General features: G+C 62.6%; 16 protein-coding genes. 4 read left to right on the forward strand and 12 right to left on the reverse strand.

Features of this window, described 5'->3' with window-relative positions; translation table 11 throughout:
* Window positions 1–10: 10 nt before the first annotated feature.
* The 6 genes from AS9A_RS17365 to clpS all read right to left on the reverse strand — a co-directional run bounded on the left by AS9A_RS17365 (window position 11) and on the right by clpS (window position 4,665).
* Window positions 11–796, reverse strand: coding sequence for a cyclic nucleotide-degrading phosphodiesterase (locus tag AS9A_RS17365; RefSeq protein ID WP_013808413.1), 786 nt, complete (start codon window positions 794–796; stop codon window positions 11–13).
* A gap of 155 nt (window positions 797–951) precedes the next feature.
* Window positions 952–1,758, reverse strand: a complete 807-nt coding sequence (gene murI, locus AS9A_RS17370; protein WP_013808414.1) for a glutamate racemase — start codon at window positions 1,756–1,758, stop codon at window positions 952–954.
* Between the two features lie 35 nt (window positions 1,759–1,793).
* On the reverse strand, window positions 1,794–2,510 hold the full coding sequence (locus AS9A_RS17375) for a rhomboid family intramembrane serine protease (protein ID WP_013808415.1): 717 nt from the start codon (window positions 2,508–2,510) through the stop codon (window positions 1,794–1,796).
* Between the two features lie 61 nt (window positions 2,511–2,571).
* Complete coding sequence (locus tag AS9A_RS17380) at window positions 2,572–3,669, reverse strand: P1 family peptidase (RefSeq protein ID WP_013808416.1); 1,098 nt, start codon at window positions 3,667–3,669, stop codon at window positions 2,572–2,574.
* A gap of 11 nt (window positions 3,670–3,680) precedes the next feature.
* Window positions 3,681–4,262 carry an oxidative stress transcriptional regulator AosR gene (gene aosR, locus AS9A_RS17385; protein WP_041451181.1) on the reverse strand — a complete coding sequence of 194 codons (582 nt, stop codon included), beginning with the start codon at window positions 4,260–4,262 and terminating at the stop codon, window positions 3,681–3,683.
* An 82-nt stretch (window positions 4,263–4,344) separates the two neighbouring features.
* Window positions 4,345–4,665, reverse strand: coding sequence for an ATP-dependent Clp protease adapter ClpS (gene clpS / locus AS9A_RS17390; protein ID WP_148262499.1), 321 nt, complete (start codon window positions 4,663–4,665; stop codon window positions 4,345–4,347).
* Between the two features lie 169 nt (window positions 4,666–4,834).
* On the opposite strand from clpS, the gene AS9A_RS17395 reads away from it, so the two are divergent.
* Genes AS9A_RS17395 through AS9A_RS17405 form a run of 3 tightly spaced genes read left to right on the forward strand, consistent with a single transcriptional unit; the run spans window position 4,835 to window position 8,824 of the window.
* Window positions 4,835–6,094 (forward strand): nicotinate phosphoribosyltransferase, encoded by a 1,260-nt coding sequence (locus AS9A_RS17395; protein WP_237707967.1) that lies wholly within the window; start codon window positions 4,835–4,837, stop codon window positions 6,092–6,094.
* Between the two features lie 36 nt (window positions 6,095–6,130).
* Window positions 6,131–6,733 (forward strand): isochorismatase family protein, encoded by a 603-nt coding sequence (locus tag AS9A_RS17400; protein ID WP_013808420.1) that lies wholly within the window; start codon window positions 6,131–6,133, stop codon window positions 6,731–6,733.
* A 9-nt stretch (window positions 6,734–6,742) separates the two neighbouring features.
* Window positions 6,743–8,824 (forward strand): ATP-dependent DNA helicase, encoded by a 2,082-nt coding sequence (locus tag AS9A_RS17405; protein WP_272942022.1) that lies wholly within the window; start codon window positions 6,743–6,745, stop codon window positions 8,822–8,824.
* Between the two features lie 2 nt (window positions 8,825–8,826).
* Here the strand turns inward: AS9A_RS17405 and AS9A_RS17410 are convergent, their stop codons facing one another.
* The 3 genes from AS9A_RS17410 to ctaD form a co-directional block, all read right to left on the reverse strand.
* Window positions 8,827–9,570, reverse strand: a complete 744-nt coding sequence (locus tag AS9A_RS17410) for an aminoacyl-tRNA hydrolase (protein ID WP_041452143.1) — start codon at window positions 9,568–9,570, stop codon at window positions 8,827–8,829.
* 5 nt (window positions 9,571–9,575) lie between these two features.
* Window positions 9,576–10,802, reverse strand: coding sequence for a phosphoserine phosphatase SerB (gene serB / locus AS9A_RS17415; RefSeq protein ID WP_013808423.1), 1,227 nt, complete (start codon window positions 10,800–10,802; stop codon window positions 9,576–9,578).
* 103 nt (window positions 10,803–10,905) lie between these two features.
* Window positions 10,906–12,675 (reverse strand): aa3-type cytochrome oxidase subunit I, encoded by a 1,770-nt coding sequence (gene ctaD, locus AS9A_RS17420; RefSeq protein ID WP_013808424.1) that lies wholly within the window; start codon window positions 12,673–12,675, stop codon window positions 10,906–10,908.
* A gap of 388 nt (window positions 12,676–13,063) precedes the next feature.
* Here ctaD and AS9A_RS17425 point away from each other — a divergent pair, with 388 nt between their 5' ends.
* On the forward strand, window positions 13,064–14,068 hold the full coding sequence (locus tag AS9A_RS17425) for an ABC transporter substrate-binding protein (protein WP_041451182.1): 1,005 nt from the start codon (window positions 13,064–13,066) through the stop codon (window positions 14,066–14,068).
* A 30-nt stretch (window positions 14,069–14,098) separates the two neighbouring features.
* On the opposite strand, the gene AS9A_RS17430 is transcribed toward AS9A_RS17425, so the two are convergent.
* The 3 genes from AS9A_RS17430 to AS9A_RS17440 are packed head-to-tail and all read right to left on the reverse strand — an operon-like array spanning window position 14,099 to window position 15,816.
* Complete coding sequence (locus AS9A_RS17430; protein WP_041451183.1) at window positions 14,099–14,587, reverse strand: dihydrofolate reductase; 489 nt, start codon at window positions 14,585–14,587, stop codon at window positions 14,099–14,101.
* Between the two features lie 9 nt (window positions 14,588–14,596).
* Window positions 14,597–15,415, reverse strand: a complete 819-nt coding sequence (locus AS9A_RS17435; RefSeq protein WP_013808428.1) for a thymidylate synthase — start codon at window positions 15,413–15,415, stop codon at window positions 14,597–14,599.
* A complete protein-coding gene (locus tag AS9A_RS17440) occupies window positions 15,412–15,816 on the reverse strand; it encodes a MarR family winged helix-turn-helix transcriptional regulator (RefSeq protein ID WP_237707831.1) in 405 nt (134 codons plus the stop codon). Before AS9A_RS17440 ends, AS9A_RS17435 begins: the two co-directional genes overlap by 4 nt.
* Window positions 15,817–15,950 lie beyond the last annotated feature (134 nt).

Here is a 15,950-nt window from a genome sequence, read left to right on the forward strand (position 1 = left end):
CGATTCCCAGTCAGCCCAAGTCGGCTGGGGCAACCTGGACTACCTGGAACTGGTCATCCGGCTGCACGACATGCACGGGGCCGTCGAACTCGGCCTGCGCTTCCTTGAATATCGCTTCTCTGGAGGTCCACGGCGGTACGTGGGTCAGCAACAGTTGCCCCACACCGGCTTCGCGGGCGATCTGACCGGCCTCTGTGCCAGATAGGTGGACTCCTATCGGGCGGTCCGGGGAATGGGTCCATGAGGCTTCGCAAAGGAACACATCGGCATTCTTCGCGAGATCGAAGACCGCCTCACACATGCCGGTGTCACCGCTGGAGGCAAACACTGCGCCAGTGCCGTCCGTGAACCGGAAACCGTAGGACTCGGGCGGATGGAAGACGCGCCGGGGCAGCACTGTTACATCACCGAAGGTGACGGCACGTCCGTCTTTCCACACGTGCACGTCGAGAACGTCCGAGATGTCATCGATGTGCCCTCCCACTTCCGACGACGCGGCGCCAATACGCATGGCGGTGTCGGTAGGGCCGTAGGCGAGCGCTTTTCCTTCAGGCGGGTTGGGGTGATAGCGCCGCCAGACGAGGAGACCTGGAATGTCGAGGCAATGATCAGCATGCAGATGCGATAACAGAAGCGTCGCGTCACCAGGATCGAGGTACCGCTGGAGCGCACCGAGGACGCCACCACCGAAATCAAGAACCAGCGGCGGGGAGTTCTCTGCACTGATCAGATATCCCGACGCTGGCGAATCCGGACCGGTGACGCTTCCGGAACAGCCCAGGACGGTTACACGCATACGCTAATGCTGCCACGTCCCGTCAATTCACATTCAACTTCTCCCCCAAATCCCTAAAATGTGCGAGATTTACACCTGACCGTGATGCAACCTGCGTCCAACCCGAATCCTTTTGTGACATATCACCTTTGCAATTCGGAGCCGAGTAAGCGGCGTCACACGTGCCCAACAACAGGAACCGAGGGACCAAGGAAACGCGCGGCGAGTTTCCGGAACAACTCCGGCTCCCCCGTCGCCAGGAACTCGCGATTCGCGATGCGGTCGGTGTGCTCGTGCAGCAAATCCCGTTCGGTTAGTACACGCACAACATCCTTGGCTGTCTCTTCAGCGCTCGAAACGAGTGTGACGTCTTCACCCATCGCCAACTGAATGACGCCAGACAGCAATGGATAGTGGGTGCAGCCGAGGATGACCGTGTCGACCCCAGCGCGCTGCAGCGGATCAAGATAACCCTGCGCAAGCTGCATGACCTGCCTGCCGCTGGTAATCCCACGCTCCACGAAGTCGACGAAATGAGGACAGGCAGCAGAGACGACATCAACATCGCGGGCCGCTGCGAAACTGTCCTCGTATGCCCGGGAAGCAATCGTCGCCTGCGTGCCAATTACTCCGATTCGCCCGTTCCGTGTCGTTTTCACTGCGCGCCGTACCGCAGGCAGGATTACTTCAACAACAGGGACCGGATATCGTTCGCGAGCATCCCTCAAATAGGCGGCTGAAGCCGTATTACAGGCGATAACGAGCACTTTAGCGCCTCGATGAACAAGATCATCTCCGATTGCGAGCGCATGTGCACGAACTTCCGGAATGGTGAGCGGCCCATAGGGCCCGTTGGCGGTGTCACCGACGTAGATCACATCCTCGTCGGGCAATTGATCGATAATTGCGCGGGCAACCGTAAGACCACCCACCCCGGAATCGAAAATTCCGATAGGCGCGTTCGCATCTGGTTCGCGGAACACGGGCGGCCCAGGCGCGCCGGCCACAGTAGATTCAGTCACTGCCACACCCCACCGTGGGGAGGCAACTGTTGTCGCGCGGCACGCCGTCTCGCACGCTCGTCACCGGACAAGACCCACGCCGCTACCACCCCGGCCAGAGCGCCGAAGAGATGCCCCTGCCACGAGACGCCCTGCTGCCCCGGCAAAACACCCCAAAGAAGCGTGCCATAGAAGAACAGAACAACTCCGCCAATGAGCAACTGCACCCCACTGCGCGTGAAAATCCCTTGCGTCACGAGGAATGCAAGCCATCCGAACACGATGATCGAAGCGCCTATGTGCACGGTGTTCTCACCGCCGGTCAGCCAGGTTCCCATGCCGCCGATCACCCAGATGATCGCAGTGGCCATCAAAGCACGCGTCAGCGACGACAAAAAGACGAGAAAACCGAGGACAAGCAGCGGCACCGAATTCGCCATCAGGTGCGCCCAGTCCGCGTGGATGAGCGGCGCAAACAACACGCCGCTCAGTCCGTCTGTCGTGCGGGGCGCAATCCCTGAGAGCGCAAAGGGATGTGCAGTCAGCACATCGAGCAACTCGATCAAGTACAGAATGCCCACGAACGAGACCGTGGCGACGATTCCTTGCTGCCACCGCGGAACAGGCCCTTTGCGCTTTGGACGTCCAGCGGGGCCAATGCCGCCAGGACCTCCACCCAACGGCGGCGGACCGAATCCACCCGGTCCGCCGGACCCGCCTGAGCCGAACGTCATCTCGCCTCCTGTCGCATGCGACCGCGTGCATCGTCGCGTCGTGCCCGGGTGCTATCGCTGCTCACTTGGCGTGGAACAGGTCACGGTATCCCGGAATTCCCGCGACCGGCGCAGCATCGAGGACAGCGTGAACAATCGCCCGTTCAACGCAATCGGCCGCTGCCGCGCACAGGGCGTCAAGCACCCCTGTCTCTGCCGGTATACCGTGTGGGGGCGCCGGTGTCACGCTGGAGTCCGTCTCGGGATCTGGCACGCCACCTTTTCCGGTGGAGAGCGCAAATATGGTGTCGCCGTCGAGAGGCGAGTGCGCGGGCCGGATTGCCCTCGTCAAGCCGGTTTGTCCCGCTATCGCAAGTCGCTTGCAGCCCGCCTTATCCAGCGGCACATCAGTCGCGACCACCCCGATTGTTGTGTTGACCACTGTCCCCTTTGCTGCGAGCGCCGCCGCGGTCGCGATTTGCTCTTCCGAGGGCTGTGGCAAATCGAATTCGTTCCCGATTTCGCTTTCCGCGCCCCAAGGAAGACCGGTTTTCGGTGAGTACACCGAGCCGACCGGGTTCACCACTAGGAGTGCGCCGATGGTCGCTCCCGCCGCTGGGCCAGCACTCAGCACCACGCTCGCTGTTCCGACACCGCCCTTGATCGCACCAGCCCGTGCAGCCGTGCCCGCGCCAGCCGAGCCAGTGGCGAAATGCCGACTGGCCGCACCGGCAGCGGAATAGCCGGATTCCGCATCCGGCCGATTCCCCCAAGCTCCCACAGGAAGATCGAATATCACCGCGCCAGCCACGATGGGGACGACGAGCCCCTCCCCGCCAATCGCGAGGCCATGCCCGCGCTCCTCAAGCCACCGCATGACACCCTCGGCAGCCGAAAGCCCATAGGCACTGCCGCCAGAAAGCAGCACACCGTGCACATGCTGCACAGTGTTCTCTGGCCGGAGCAGGTCGGTTTCCCGCGTTCCAGGCCCGCCGCCACGAACATCAGCACTCGCAACCGCTCCTTCAGGCGCCAGGACAACCGTGCAGCCCGTTGCCCAGCCCGAACCGAGCGACGCGTCAGAATCTAGTCGACTCCAGTGGCCCACCAGCAATCCAGACACGTCAGTGAGGGCGTTGCCCGCCCCCGCCTTCCGGTCAGTACCCGCTGCTCCGGCCATAGGCTAGCTCCTCAGTCTCCCATTACCGCAGTGACCAGGGAGTCCTGCATCCACGTGAGCCAGTGATAGACGCCCAGTTGGGGCGCCCGTGGATCATTGGGGTCGATTTCCTCGGGGGTTTCGTCTGAAATTTCGAGCATTGTTCCGAGTGCAAGCCGGGCGTCGTTGACGGCCGTTACCCACGCGTCAGCCTGTTCTGGACTGAGCGAGACCTTCCCGCCTTCAGGCGGCAGTGTCTCGAGCAGGACGGAAGCCACGCCACGCTTTGCTTCGATGATGTGTGGCTCGTTGAGGCTCCGTAGCGCGCTGTTGAGGCCCGCGGTCTCATCAGATTTCTCTTCAACTCCCTCCGCGTCCACCCGGTGGAAGTCCGGCAGCAGGCGTCCCAAGACCGAGTTTTCGGGAGGGCTGGCACTTCCCGTCCGCATGCCCGTTAGCTCCTCGAGCTCGTCGTGCGGCGAAACATTCTCACGCTCGTCGAGCATCGTGACAACGGACTGCACCACAGAGCGCAGTACCTTGGCCTCGTGCGCATCGATCTGCGAGCGAAACCTCGGTCCGCCTAAGGTGTTCTTCCTGCTCCAGGCATGCACCGGTAATCGCGCCCTTCCCCAAATCGGCAACTTTGCACGGGAACCTTGTAGGGGCGCGAGCGCAGAGCCGTCACCCGGCCAATCACGATTCGTGCTGCATCGTCGCCCACAGGCCCGCAGCATGAAGTTTACGGACGTCGATCTCGACCTTCTCGCGCGTCCCGGACGACACGACAGCCTTGCCATCGTTGTGTACCTTCAGCATCAGTTCAGTCGCCTTCTGGCGGCTGTATCCGAAAATCTTCTGAAGAACGTACGTTACGTACTGCATGAGATTGACCGGGTCATCCCACACGATCGTCACCCAGGGCCGCTGGCTGGCCTCATCCTCGTCGGCGACAGACAGACCACCCGGCGTCACTCCAGGCGAAGTCTGGGGGTCGGTTTCCATCGGAACAGGCATACAACCAGGGTACGACCTTCGGCTCGGGTCACACTTAGCGCTCCGCGAAACTCGCCCAAATCCACCAATCAGCCATTCGACTCTCCACCACACAGTCGATCATGGCCGTACCGTTGTCGTTGTGACTGCTCAATCCACGGCACTGCTGACGGATCAGTATGAATACACGATGCTCGCGGCGGCACTGAAAGACGGCACTGCCCAGCGCCGGTGCACCTTCGAAGTGTTCGCCAGAAAACTGCCCTACGGTCGCCGGTACGGCATCGTCGCAGGTACCGCGAGGGTGCTCGATGCAATAGCACGGTTCCGGTTTACCGACGATGACTTGCGCTCGCTGAGCCGCGTCCTGGACAAAGAGACGCTGCGCTGGCTTGAGAAGTTCCGCTTCCAGGGCAACGTCACCGGGTATCGCGAAGGGGAATTCTACTTCCCTGGGTCACCAGTCTTGTCTGTTACGGGGACCTTCGCTGAGTGCGTGATCCTCGAGACTGTCGTGCTTTCTATTCTCAACCATGACACAGCGATCGCGTCGACAGCCGCCCGGATGGTCACCGCAGCCGACGGCCGTGCACTGATCGAAATGGGTTCACGGCGTACTCACGAAAGCGCGGCAGTAGCCTCAGCGCGGGCCGCGTACCTCGCCGGCTTCACCGCGACGTCCAACCTCGAAGCGGCCCGCCAGTATGGGGTTCCCAGCGCAGGCACGAGCGCCCACGCTTTCACACTCCTGCACACAGGATCAGACGGCCCCGACGAGGCAGCCGCGTTCCGGTCGCAGATAGCCACGCTAGGAGCTGGAACCACACTCCTCGTCGACACCTACGACATCACTGAGGGCGTCCGCGCAGCGGTCGAAGTCGCGGGACCTGATCTTGGCGCGGTCCGGATCGACTCCGGCGACCTAGGCGTGCTCGCACGCCAGGTGCGCCAGCAACTCGATGACCTCGGAGCAACCCGAACAAAGATCGTCGTGTCGGGTGATCTCGATGAGTACTCGATCGCCGCTCTCCGCTCTGAACCGGTAGACAGCTACGGGGTGGGCACGTCGCTCGTCACTGGCTCGGGCGCTCCCACCGCGGGCATGGTCTACAAGCTCACCGAAGTCGATGGCCGCCCCGTCGCGAAAAGGAGTTCCAGCAAAGAAACGCGGGGCGGATCGAAAAGAGCCGTCCGCTTCGCACGCGACACAGGAATCGTTGTCGAAGAAGTCATCTGCCTCGCGACCGCAGAACCGCCACCTGCGCCCACGAGTCTGACGTCACGGGAGGTGACGGTCAGTCTGCTCAGCGGTGGCGAACCGGACGCCGAAGCGCCCACACTGGAGGAAGGACGGCAGCTTGTGGCAGCAGGCCTGAAGAGCCTTCCCTGGGAAGGCTTGGCCTTGTCGCACGGGGAACCAGCCATCCCCACACGCTTCGTCACCGAATAGGTGACCGCACGCGCACCGCACTGAGGAGGCTACGGAATGACTCGCGAAACGAAGAAGGCGCTCATCGTCGTCGACGTCCAGAATGACTTCTGTGAGGGCGGCTCGCTCGCCGTGGCTGGCGGGGCGGCGATCGCGGGCGAGATCTCGTCCCTCGTCACCGACACCCTCGAGACCGAAATTGGCTACGACACCATCGTCGCTACCCGCGACTATCACATCGACCCTGGCGACCACTTCTCTGACAACCCGGATTTTGTCGACAGCTGGCCGGTGCACTGCAAGGTCGGCACCGAGGGAGCAGAATTCCACCCGGATCTTGACCTGCAGCATGTCGAAGCAGTCTTCTCGAAGGGCGCGTACACGGCTGCCTACTCAGGCTTCGAAGGGGCGACAGCTGACGGCAAGTCGTTAGCCGACTGGTTACGTCAGCACGGCGTGGAAGCTGTCGACATCGTCGGCATTGCGACAGATCACTGCGTGCGAGCCACCGCGCTCGACGCGGCGCGCGAAGGGTTCGCCGCACGTGTCCTGCTCGACTACACCGTCGGGGTCAGCCCGGAAACAATCGATCGTGCCCTGACCGAACTCCGCGACAACGGTGTAACCACAGCCGGGTCCGTTGGTGGCTCGCTGAAGTAGTCTCGTCTCGTGACTTCCCCACCCGTCGCTGCTGGCTCTCCCGCCGTGCTGCGCACACAATCGCTGCTCCGGCGCGCGGTGGAAGCGCTAGGCGGAAAAGAACGGTCCGGGCAGTTGACGATGACGTCCGCGGTCGCCCACGCCATCGACACTGGTGAGCACCTCGCCGTGCAAGCTGGCACGGGTACCGGCAAGTCACTCGCATACCTCGTTCCCGGGATAGCGCATGCGGTGCAAAGTGGTAGCACAGTTGTGGTGTCCACAGCGACTATCGCGCTTCAGAAGCAGCTCATCGATCGGGATCTGCCCCGTCTCGCCGAAGCTCTCAAACCGGCGTTGGGCCGCGCACCAGAATTCGCGATACTCAAGGGTCGCAACAACTACCTGTGCCTGAATAAGCTCCACAACACACCCGAAGATCCCGATGAGGGCGGCGGTGACGGTCTTTTCGACCCCTTTGCGGCCTCCCGGCTCGGGCGGGACATCCGGCGTCTGCACGAATGGGCGGAAGAAACAGAGTCCGGCGATCGTGAGGAAGTTATCCCAGGCGTCAGCGACCAGGCCTGGCGACAGATCAGCGTGACCTCCCGCGAGTGTCTTGGTGTCAGCCGTTGCCCAATCGGAGAACAGTGTTTCGCTGAACGGGCCCGCGTCTCCGCGTCGCATGCTGACGTCGTCGTCACCAATCATGCGCTCCTCGCGATCGGCGCCCTTTCCGAAGCCAGCATCCTCCCCGACCATGACGTCGTCATCATTGACGAGGCACACGAACTCGTTGATCGCGTGACCGGTGCCGCGACTGCTGAACTCACGTCAGCGTCCGTGATCGCGGCGGCCCGCAAATGTGTGCGGCTGATTGAAGACGCCGAATCGGACGCGCTCCACGCAGTGGCGGACGACCTGGACGGGCTCCTGGAAAATGCGCCGGAGGGACTGTGGGAAACGCTATCCCCCACAGCAGCGCTCGTCTTATCCGGCCTGCGCGACGCCGCATGGACCGCGCGCACGGCGATCGGCCCGATCCGGCAAGGCATGGCCACCGCCGAGCCGGAGGCAGCCGCCGCGCGTACCAATGCGTTGGCGCTGCTCGACGAGTTGCACGACACCGCGGTGCGTGTGCTCGAAGCGTACGGGGAGCCGGATCCGGCGCGACGACGCGACGTGGTGTGGCTCAACCGGGACGACCGGCGCGGCGATGTCGTGCGCGTCGCTCCGCTCTCCGTCGCGGGTTTGTTGCGATCACGGTTGTTCGCGGAAGCGACCGTCATCCTCACGTCGGCAACTCTCGCGATCGGCGGAACATTCGACGCGCTGGCACGCAACTGGGGCCTGCCGACGCAGTCCGGCTCCAGCGAGCCGGGCCCCGACCCTGCACTCGCGTCAGGCAAAGAAACCCCGTCCGACTCGTCAGCGCTGCGGTGGACCAGTCTGGATGCAGGTTCGCCCTTCGACCATCCCCGCGCAGGCATCCTCTACACTGCCCGCCACCTTCCCCCACCCGGCCGGGATGGACTCGCGCCCGCATGCCTCGACGAAATTGCGGCGCTCGTCGACGCGGTGGGCGGCCGGACGCTGGGCTTGTTTTCCTCCATGCGCGCCGCACGCGCGGCCGCTGACGCTCTTCAGGACCGCATCAGCACCCCCATCCTGTGTCAGGGCGACAACTCGACCGGCCAACTTGTGCGACAGTTCGGCGCAGACGAAGCGACCTCGCTGTTCGGCACGCTTTCGCTGTGGCAGGGCGTCGATGTGCCGGGGCCGTCACTATCCCTTGTCATCGTGGACCGCATTCCTTTCCCACGGCCCGACGATCCGTTGTTGCGCGCCCGTCAGCGCGCTGTCGAGGCTAGCGGGGGTAACGGCTTCATGACGGTCGCGGCCTCCCATGCTGCGCTCCTGCTCGCGCAGGGAGCGGGACGACTTCTGAGGAGCGTCGACGATATCGGTGTCGTCGCTATTCTCGACCCCAGACTCGCCACGGCTCGCTATGGCAACTACCTCCGTGCGTCACTGCCGCCGTTCTGGCAGACAACTGACCGCGATGTCGCCCTCGGTGCACTTCAGCGCATTCGCGCACGCCGTGAGCTCTGACGTCACCAGCAAGCGATTACGGTAGGCGAGCCAGGAGCGATCTCGGTGAAGCCCGCGTCTCGGACGACAACACCACCAGCGGCGAGCAGTTGTGCCCACCTCCCAGGGTCGGCTTCGCGTACCGTGCAGGCGTAATCGTTGCTCGCCCACTTCGCCACACGCGCGGTGCTCAGCGCCGCGGCCAGCAGCATCGAAGCGTGCCCCACTTGCGCGGCTTCCTTGCCCACGGTCATGCCGAGGGACGAGTTCACCCACAACACCGGCAAATCGTCCTGGTCCGCGCCGGGAGTGTCATTCTCAAGATCGGTGCCCGATATCTGTAAACGCTTCAGGCGCGAATCGAGGGCACCCACTGGGCCCGGGACGAACGCACGCGCTTGAGCTCCGTTCACGGTGCTGGTCACCCCGTCGAGTTCCTGAACTGCCGCCCACTGCGCACCCCGTGCGCGCCGCGCGACCTTACGGATCCGCGAGGACATCCAGGCAGCGACGGGCTCGTCCCACGCGCCGCCTTCGCTCACACGCTCATCAAGACACACAGCGACCGAGGCCGCGGCGGCTGCGGCGAGCAAGCCGCTGCGAGCCGGTGGCACTCGCTTCGGAATGTGCAGAACAATCTGCATGGCCAGCACTGCGGCGGGGTCATCCGGGTCTGCACGTGCGCCCATCCGCGCCTGCGGGCTGCAAAGCGCGGCTAGGCGTGCGTGTCGAGCCGCGAAGCCCTCATCAATAACGGGATGATCCATCGTGATCACAAGATGGGGACACGCCGCATGAGACCTTCAGCCGCATCGGCGTGCTCCACTTCGTCCCGCGTAATCCCGAGAATGAACAGGATCGCGTCGAGGTACGGGTGAGTGAGCGAGGCATCCGCGACTTCCTGCAGCGCCGGTTTCGCATTGAAAGCGATTCCAAGGCCGGCTGCCTGGATCATGTCGATGTCGTTGGCGCCGTCTCCGACGGCGACGGTCTGCTCGATCGGAACTCCTCGCTGATCGGCGAAAGTTTGCAGCGCTACAGCCTTCGCGGCCCGATCCACGACATGTCCGAGCACGCGCCCGGTGAGTTTTCCGTCCACGATCTCGAGCGTGTTCGCTTCGATGAAATCCAGTTCAAGTTCGTCTGCGAGGGACTGAATGACCTGGCGGAAACCGCCGGAGACCACCCCGCACCGGAAACCGAGTCGCCTCAGCGTCCGGATTGTCGTCCGTGCACCGGGCGTCAACTCAAGCTTCGACGCAACCTCATCGATGACTGCCGCATCGAGGCCGTTCAACGCGGCGACTCGCTGATGCAGCGATTCGGTGAAATCGATCTCACCGCGCATTGCTGCCTCCGTCACGTGCCGGACCTCTGCCTCACGGCCGGCGTGAGCGGCGAGCATCTCGATGACTTCACCCTGAATCAGGGTCGAGTCCACGTCGAAAACGATCAGGCGTTTCGCGCGCCGGGCGAGACCGCCGCGCTCGACAGCGATGTCGACGCCTTCAGAAACGGAGAGTTCCGCGAGCCCCTGGCGAAGGTTGAGGTCGTCATCGTGGGTGCCGTGTGGTGTGCTCACCTGGAGTTCAAGGCCGGTTACCGGATAGTCAGCAACGCCACGGATCGTGTCGATGTTGACGCCCTGCCGGGCTAACTCACGGGCAATGACTTTGAATGTCCGAGCGGTTACTGGCCTGCCGAGGACCACAATGGCGTGGGTGGACAATGAGCGTCCGCCAACGGGGTCCGCCCCGATCTCCACATCGACATTGAATCCTATGGAGGCCATCGCCTGCTCGACTTCGTCCTGGAGTGCCTCCGCGTCATGCGGAGTTGTGAGCAGGACCCCGAGCGTGAGGCGTCCGCGAATCACCACCTGCTCGACATCAAGCAGGTTCGTTTCGTGCCGCGAAAGCGCACCGAACAGGACGGACGTAACACCAGGTTTGTCCCGGCCCGTCACCGTGATCAGAACCGTGGTTTCCGGTGTGCTCACCGCGCTCCCCTTTCGGCGTCCAAATTCTAGAAGAGATTATCCGCTGCTCACTGAAACGGCCCTGCCAGCGGGTGCAGGCAGGGCCGTCGCGATCGGATTGAGGCTACTTTTCTTCCTCAGGCTTCGCTACCGGTCGGTATGGCGGCGGAGCGTGGCGGTCAGCTTCGACAAGTTCATTGGACTTGTGGCCGTGGCCGGGGCCCACATGGGCTTCGTCACGCATCCGCTCGATCATGTGCGGGTAGTGCAGTTCGAACGCAGGACGCTCGGACCGGATGCGGGGAAGCTCGTAGAAGTTGTGCCGCGGCGGCGGGCAGCTGGTCGCCCATTCCAGGGAGTTGCCGTAACCCCACGGGTCATCCACCGACACAACCTCGCCGAAGCGAATGCTCTTGAAGACGTTCCAGATGAACGGGATCGTCGAGGCTCCGAGGATGAAGGCACCAATCGTGGAGATTGTGTTCAGGGTGGTGAAGCCATCGCCCGGAAGGTAGTCCGCGTAGCGCCGCGGCATGCCTTCGTTACCAACCCAGTGCTGCACGAGGAAGGTGGTGTGGAAGCCAATGAAGGTTGTCCAGAAGTGCCACTTGCCGAGGCGCTCGTCGAGCATACGGCCCGTCATCTTCGGGAACCAGAAGTAAATGCCGGCGAACGTCGCGAACACGATGGTGCCGAACAGCACGTAGTGGAAGTGCGCGACAACGAAGTACGAGTCCGTGACGTGGAAGTCGAGCGGCGGGCTCGCGAGGAGGACGCCGGAGAGACCACCGAAGAGGAAGGTGACGAGGAAGCCGAGACTGAAGATCATCGGCGTTTCGAAGGTCAAATGACCCTTCCACATCGTGCCAATCCAGTTGAAGAACTTCACACCGGTAGGCACCGCGATGAGGAATGTCATGAAGCTGAAGAACGGCAGCAGTACCGCACCCGTTGCGTACATGTGGTGCGCCCAGACCGCGATGGACAGCGCCGCGATCGCGAGGGTTGCGTAGACCAGACCGGTATAGCCGAAGATCGGCTTGCGGGAGAACACCGGGAAGATCTCAGACACGATGCCGAAGAACGGCAGCGCGATGATGTAGACCTCCGGGTGACCGAAGAACCAGAATAAGTGTTGCCAGAGCAGCACTCCACCGTTCGCCGGATCGTAGATATTCGCTCCTAGCTGGCGATCAGCGAAGAGCCCGAGCAGTGCGGCGGTGAGAAGCGGGAACGCGAGAAGGACCAGCACGCTGGTGACCAGGATGTTCCACGTGAAAATGGGCATCCGGAACATCGTCATACCCGGGCAGCGGAGGCACACGACCGTGGTGATCATGTTGACGGCACCCAGGATGGTGCCCAGACCACCGACAGCCAGACCCATGATCCACAGGTCACCGCCTGGGCCAGGTGAGTGGATCGCGGTCGACAGGGGGGTGTACGCAGTCCAGCCGAAGTCAGCCGCGCCGCCAGGAGTGACGAAACCGCTCACGGCGATCAGCGCGCCGAGGAGGTACAGCCAGTAGCTGAATGCGTTCAGACGCGGGAACGCGACGTCGGGCGAGCCGATCTGCAGCGGGAGGATCACGTTCGCGAAGCCGAACACAATGGGCGTTGCGTAGAGCAGCAGCATAACGGTGCCGTGCATGGTGAAAAGCTGGTTGAACTGCTCGTTCGAAAGGAACTGCAGGCCCGGCACAGCAAGCTCGGCACGCATAAGCAGCGCCATAACGCCGCCGACCAAGAAGAAGAAGAATGATGTAGTCAGGTACATCATCCCGATCAGCTTGTGATCGGTTGTCGTCATCATGTCATAGATCAGGGAACCCTTCGGCTTATGCCTGGGCGGGTACGGCCGATCCAGATCCGGCTTGGGCGCTACGGCGGTCACTGATCCTCCTGACTGCGCGCCTGTGCCCACAACTAGTGAGCGCAGACTGTTTGCTGTCGCTGAGCCAAATCCTAAACCCTCGCCGTGAGTGCGTGTGCACCGGTCCTACGGTTTGTCGTAACTGAGCGATAAACACTGCTGGAAGCAACGCGGTTCAGTCACCACGAGCTGCGGTTTTGCGTCACGATCGGACATTGGGCAGGAGGACGAATCTTGCCGCGATCCAGTCGCTGGTGTGCTCTCGCATGCCCGGTCACGCTTCGGCGTGCCGTGGAGGTATCGCACCTTCAGAACCAAGGTGAGGCTTCCCAAAGTGTGCTGCGATCTGGTAGATAGGTTTGCCACACCTAATCATTCATTCGAGATCGGGATCCACGTGACCTCTCACATGCTTTCGAACAGTCGCACCTGCCGCGCTGTCATCAGCGCGCTCGCGGCGACAGCGTTGCTCACCGGATGCGGCACCTCGCCTGAAGCCGCGCCCACCGCGCAGTCGTCTGACGGGCAGTTCCCCCGCACTGTTGAGCACTACATGGGCGAAACGGAAATATCCGCGGAACCTCTTCGTATTGCCGGCCTCGACTCCAGCTACGCGGACGCTGTGCTGCTGCTCGAATCCGAACTCGTCGCGTACACTGACTATCGACAGCCCGGATTGCCGGAATACCTTGGCGAAGACCGCGAGAAATTCGGGACCACGGCCGAGTCGATCGGCGAGCTCAACTCCCCCAGCGTCGAAAAACTGGCCGCGCTCGAGCCTGACCTCATCGTTTCCGCGGCCGTCCGTCACGAGGACCTCTACGACCAGTTTTCCGCGATCGCTCCTACCGTGTTTTCACAGACCACCGGGCCGACGTGGAAGGAAAATATCCGGCTCCTGGCCGAGGCACTCGGCAAGGAGGACGTCGCGGACGAGAAGATCCGTGAGTACGAAGAGCGAGCACGCAGGATCGGCGAAGCGATCAACGAGAAACACGGTGATCCCGTGGTTTCGATCGTCCGCTTCGCGGGTGAACCCACCGCGCGCCTTTACCGGAGTACCTCGTTCAGCGGAATCGTGCTCGAGGATGCAGGGCTCGCGCGCCCTGCCTCACAGCTCGAAGACCCTGACGATCCGACAAACATCATGAACTCGATCAGCCCGGAGAACCTGCACCTCGCCGAGGCTGACGTGATTGTCGTCTCAACCTGGAACCCTGGGACTGATTCAGAAGCCGACGAAGTGCGCGAAGCAGCTGCTCAGTTCATCAACAACCCGCTTTGGGAAACCCTCAACGGCCGAAAGGTGGATGTCCGCGACGACATCTGGATGACACCGGTGAGCATTCAGGGTGCGCACGCAATCCTGGATAACCTCGCGGAGATGTTCGACGTCGACCCGCAGACCCCGTAGCAGCGAGGGGTCCGTGACATCGCGGGCCCCTCAGACCGGTCTGACGTAGCGGAGGTAGCGGTACCGGTGGCCGTTCGTTGAGGTATGCCAGCCCTTCGCTGGATCGGCCGATTCGAGCGTCCACGAATCGTCGAGCTCCGGGGCGAACGCGTCACCCGGTACGTCGATATCGACTTCGGTGACGACAGCCAGGCTCGCGTACGGCAACGCCTCCGCGTAAATTTGCGAGCCGCCCATCACCCAGGCTTTGCGGTTCGCTTCCTCGAAAGCCTCCGGCAACGAGTGCGCCACGATGGCGCCCTCAGCTGCCCAGTCCGACTGTCTCGTGACGACGATGTTGTCGCGGCCCGGGAGGGGCCGGAACTTGGGCTTGAGCGAGTCCCACGTCGACCGCCCCATGATCACGGGACAGCCCTGGGTGGTGTCCCGGAAATGGGCCATATCCTCCGGAATATGCCACGGTATCGCTCCCTGGTTGCCGATAACCCGGCCGCGCGACTGGGCCCAGATCATCCTCATCCATGCCCCCTAGACTGCTACCGGCGCCTTGATCGGCGGGTGGTGCCGATAGTTCTCGACGATGATGTCGTCATAGTCGTAATCGAAGAGCGTCGTCGGCTTCCGGGCAAACTTCAGCGCCGGGTACGGATATGGGTCACGCTCAAGTTGCCTCGTCACCTGCTCTACGTGGTTGTCATAGATATGACAGTCGCCGCCCGTCCAGATGAATTCCCCGGGCTGGTAGCCGGTCTGCTGAGCCACCATCTCGGTGAGCAACGCGTAACTCGCGATATTGAACGGCACGCCAAGAAATAGGTCCGCGCTGCGCTGATACAGCTGGCATGAGAGCTTCCCGCCGGCGACGTAAAACTGAAAGAACGCGTGACAGGGCGGCAACGCCATGTTCTCGATCTCGCCGACATTCCATGCCGAGACGAGGTGCCGCCGTGAATGTGGCGCGTCACGGATCGACTCGACAACCTGAGATATTTGATCAATATGGCGACCATCCGGGGTCGGCCAGGAACGCCACTGGACGCCATAAACCGGGCCCAGCTCACCATCCTCCCGTGCCCACTCATCCCAGATTGTGACGCCATGCTCCTGGAGCCAGCGCACGTTCGATTCCCCGCGCAAGAACCATAAGAGTTCGTAGACAACCGATTTGAGGTGTACACGCTTGGTCGTGATCAGCGGGAAGCCCTGAGTTAGGTCATATCGAAGCTGACGGCCAAAGACACTGCGCGTTCCGGTGCCGGTGCGATCGGGCTTGGGTTCGCCGCTTTCGAGCACGTCACGCAGCAGGTCCTCGTAAGGGGTGGGGATGGCAGCGAAGGGACCAGTCACGCCTCTACCGTATCGGTTATGCGGGCAATGTTCTCTCGAGACTCTCGGTCAAGTGCTTCCGAGCCCAGCCATTCACTCTCGTCCGCCGCCAGCAGGTCCGCGAGGCGCGCATAGAGGTCCGCTCCCCTGTCACTGAGATGTACGCGCACCTTCCGGCGGTCCGCGGGGTCGACTTCGCGATACAGAAAAGCGCGCATGACGAGCTTGTCTACCACGCGCGTAAGTGTCGGACCCGACACCTGTGTCGCATGCTGAACCTCGGCCATCGTCCGCCCTTCGGCGGACCTGCTTCCCGCTAGCGCCAGCGCCTCGATGACGAGCCATTGATCGAAGCTGAGCGATTCCGATTGCATAAGTGCTTCCGCCGCTTTCGCGCGTACCTTCGCCAGTCGGTGGAGCACATATGCCAGCGAGGGCGCTCGCCCTTGCCTGCCTTGTCCGCTCAGCGCCTTCCCAGAAATGACGGCTTCACCTACTTGCGCTCGATGTGACCAACGCTAATACTTTCAATTGAAATGAGTGTAGCCCGCAGCGG

This window comes from Hoyosella subflava DQS3-9A1 (assembly GCF_000214175.1).
GTDB lineage: Bacteria > Actinomycetota > Actinomycetes > Mycobacteriales > Mycobacteriaceae > Hoyosella > Hoyosella subflava.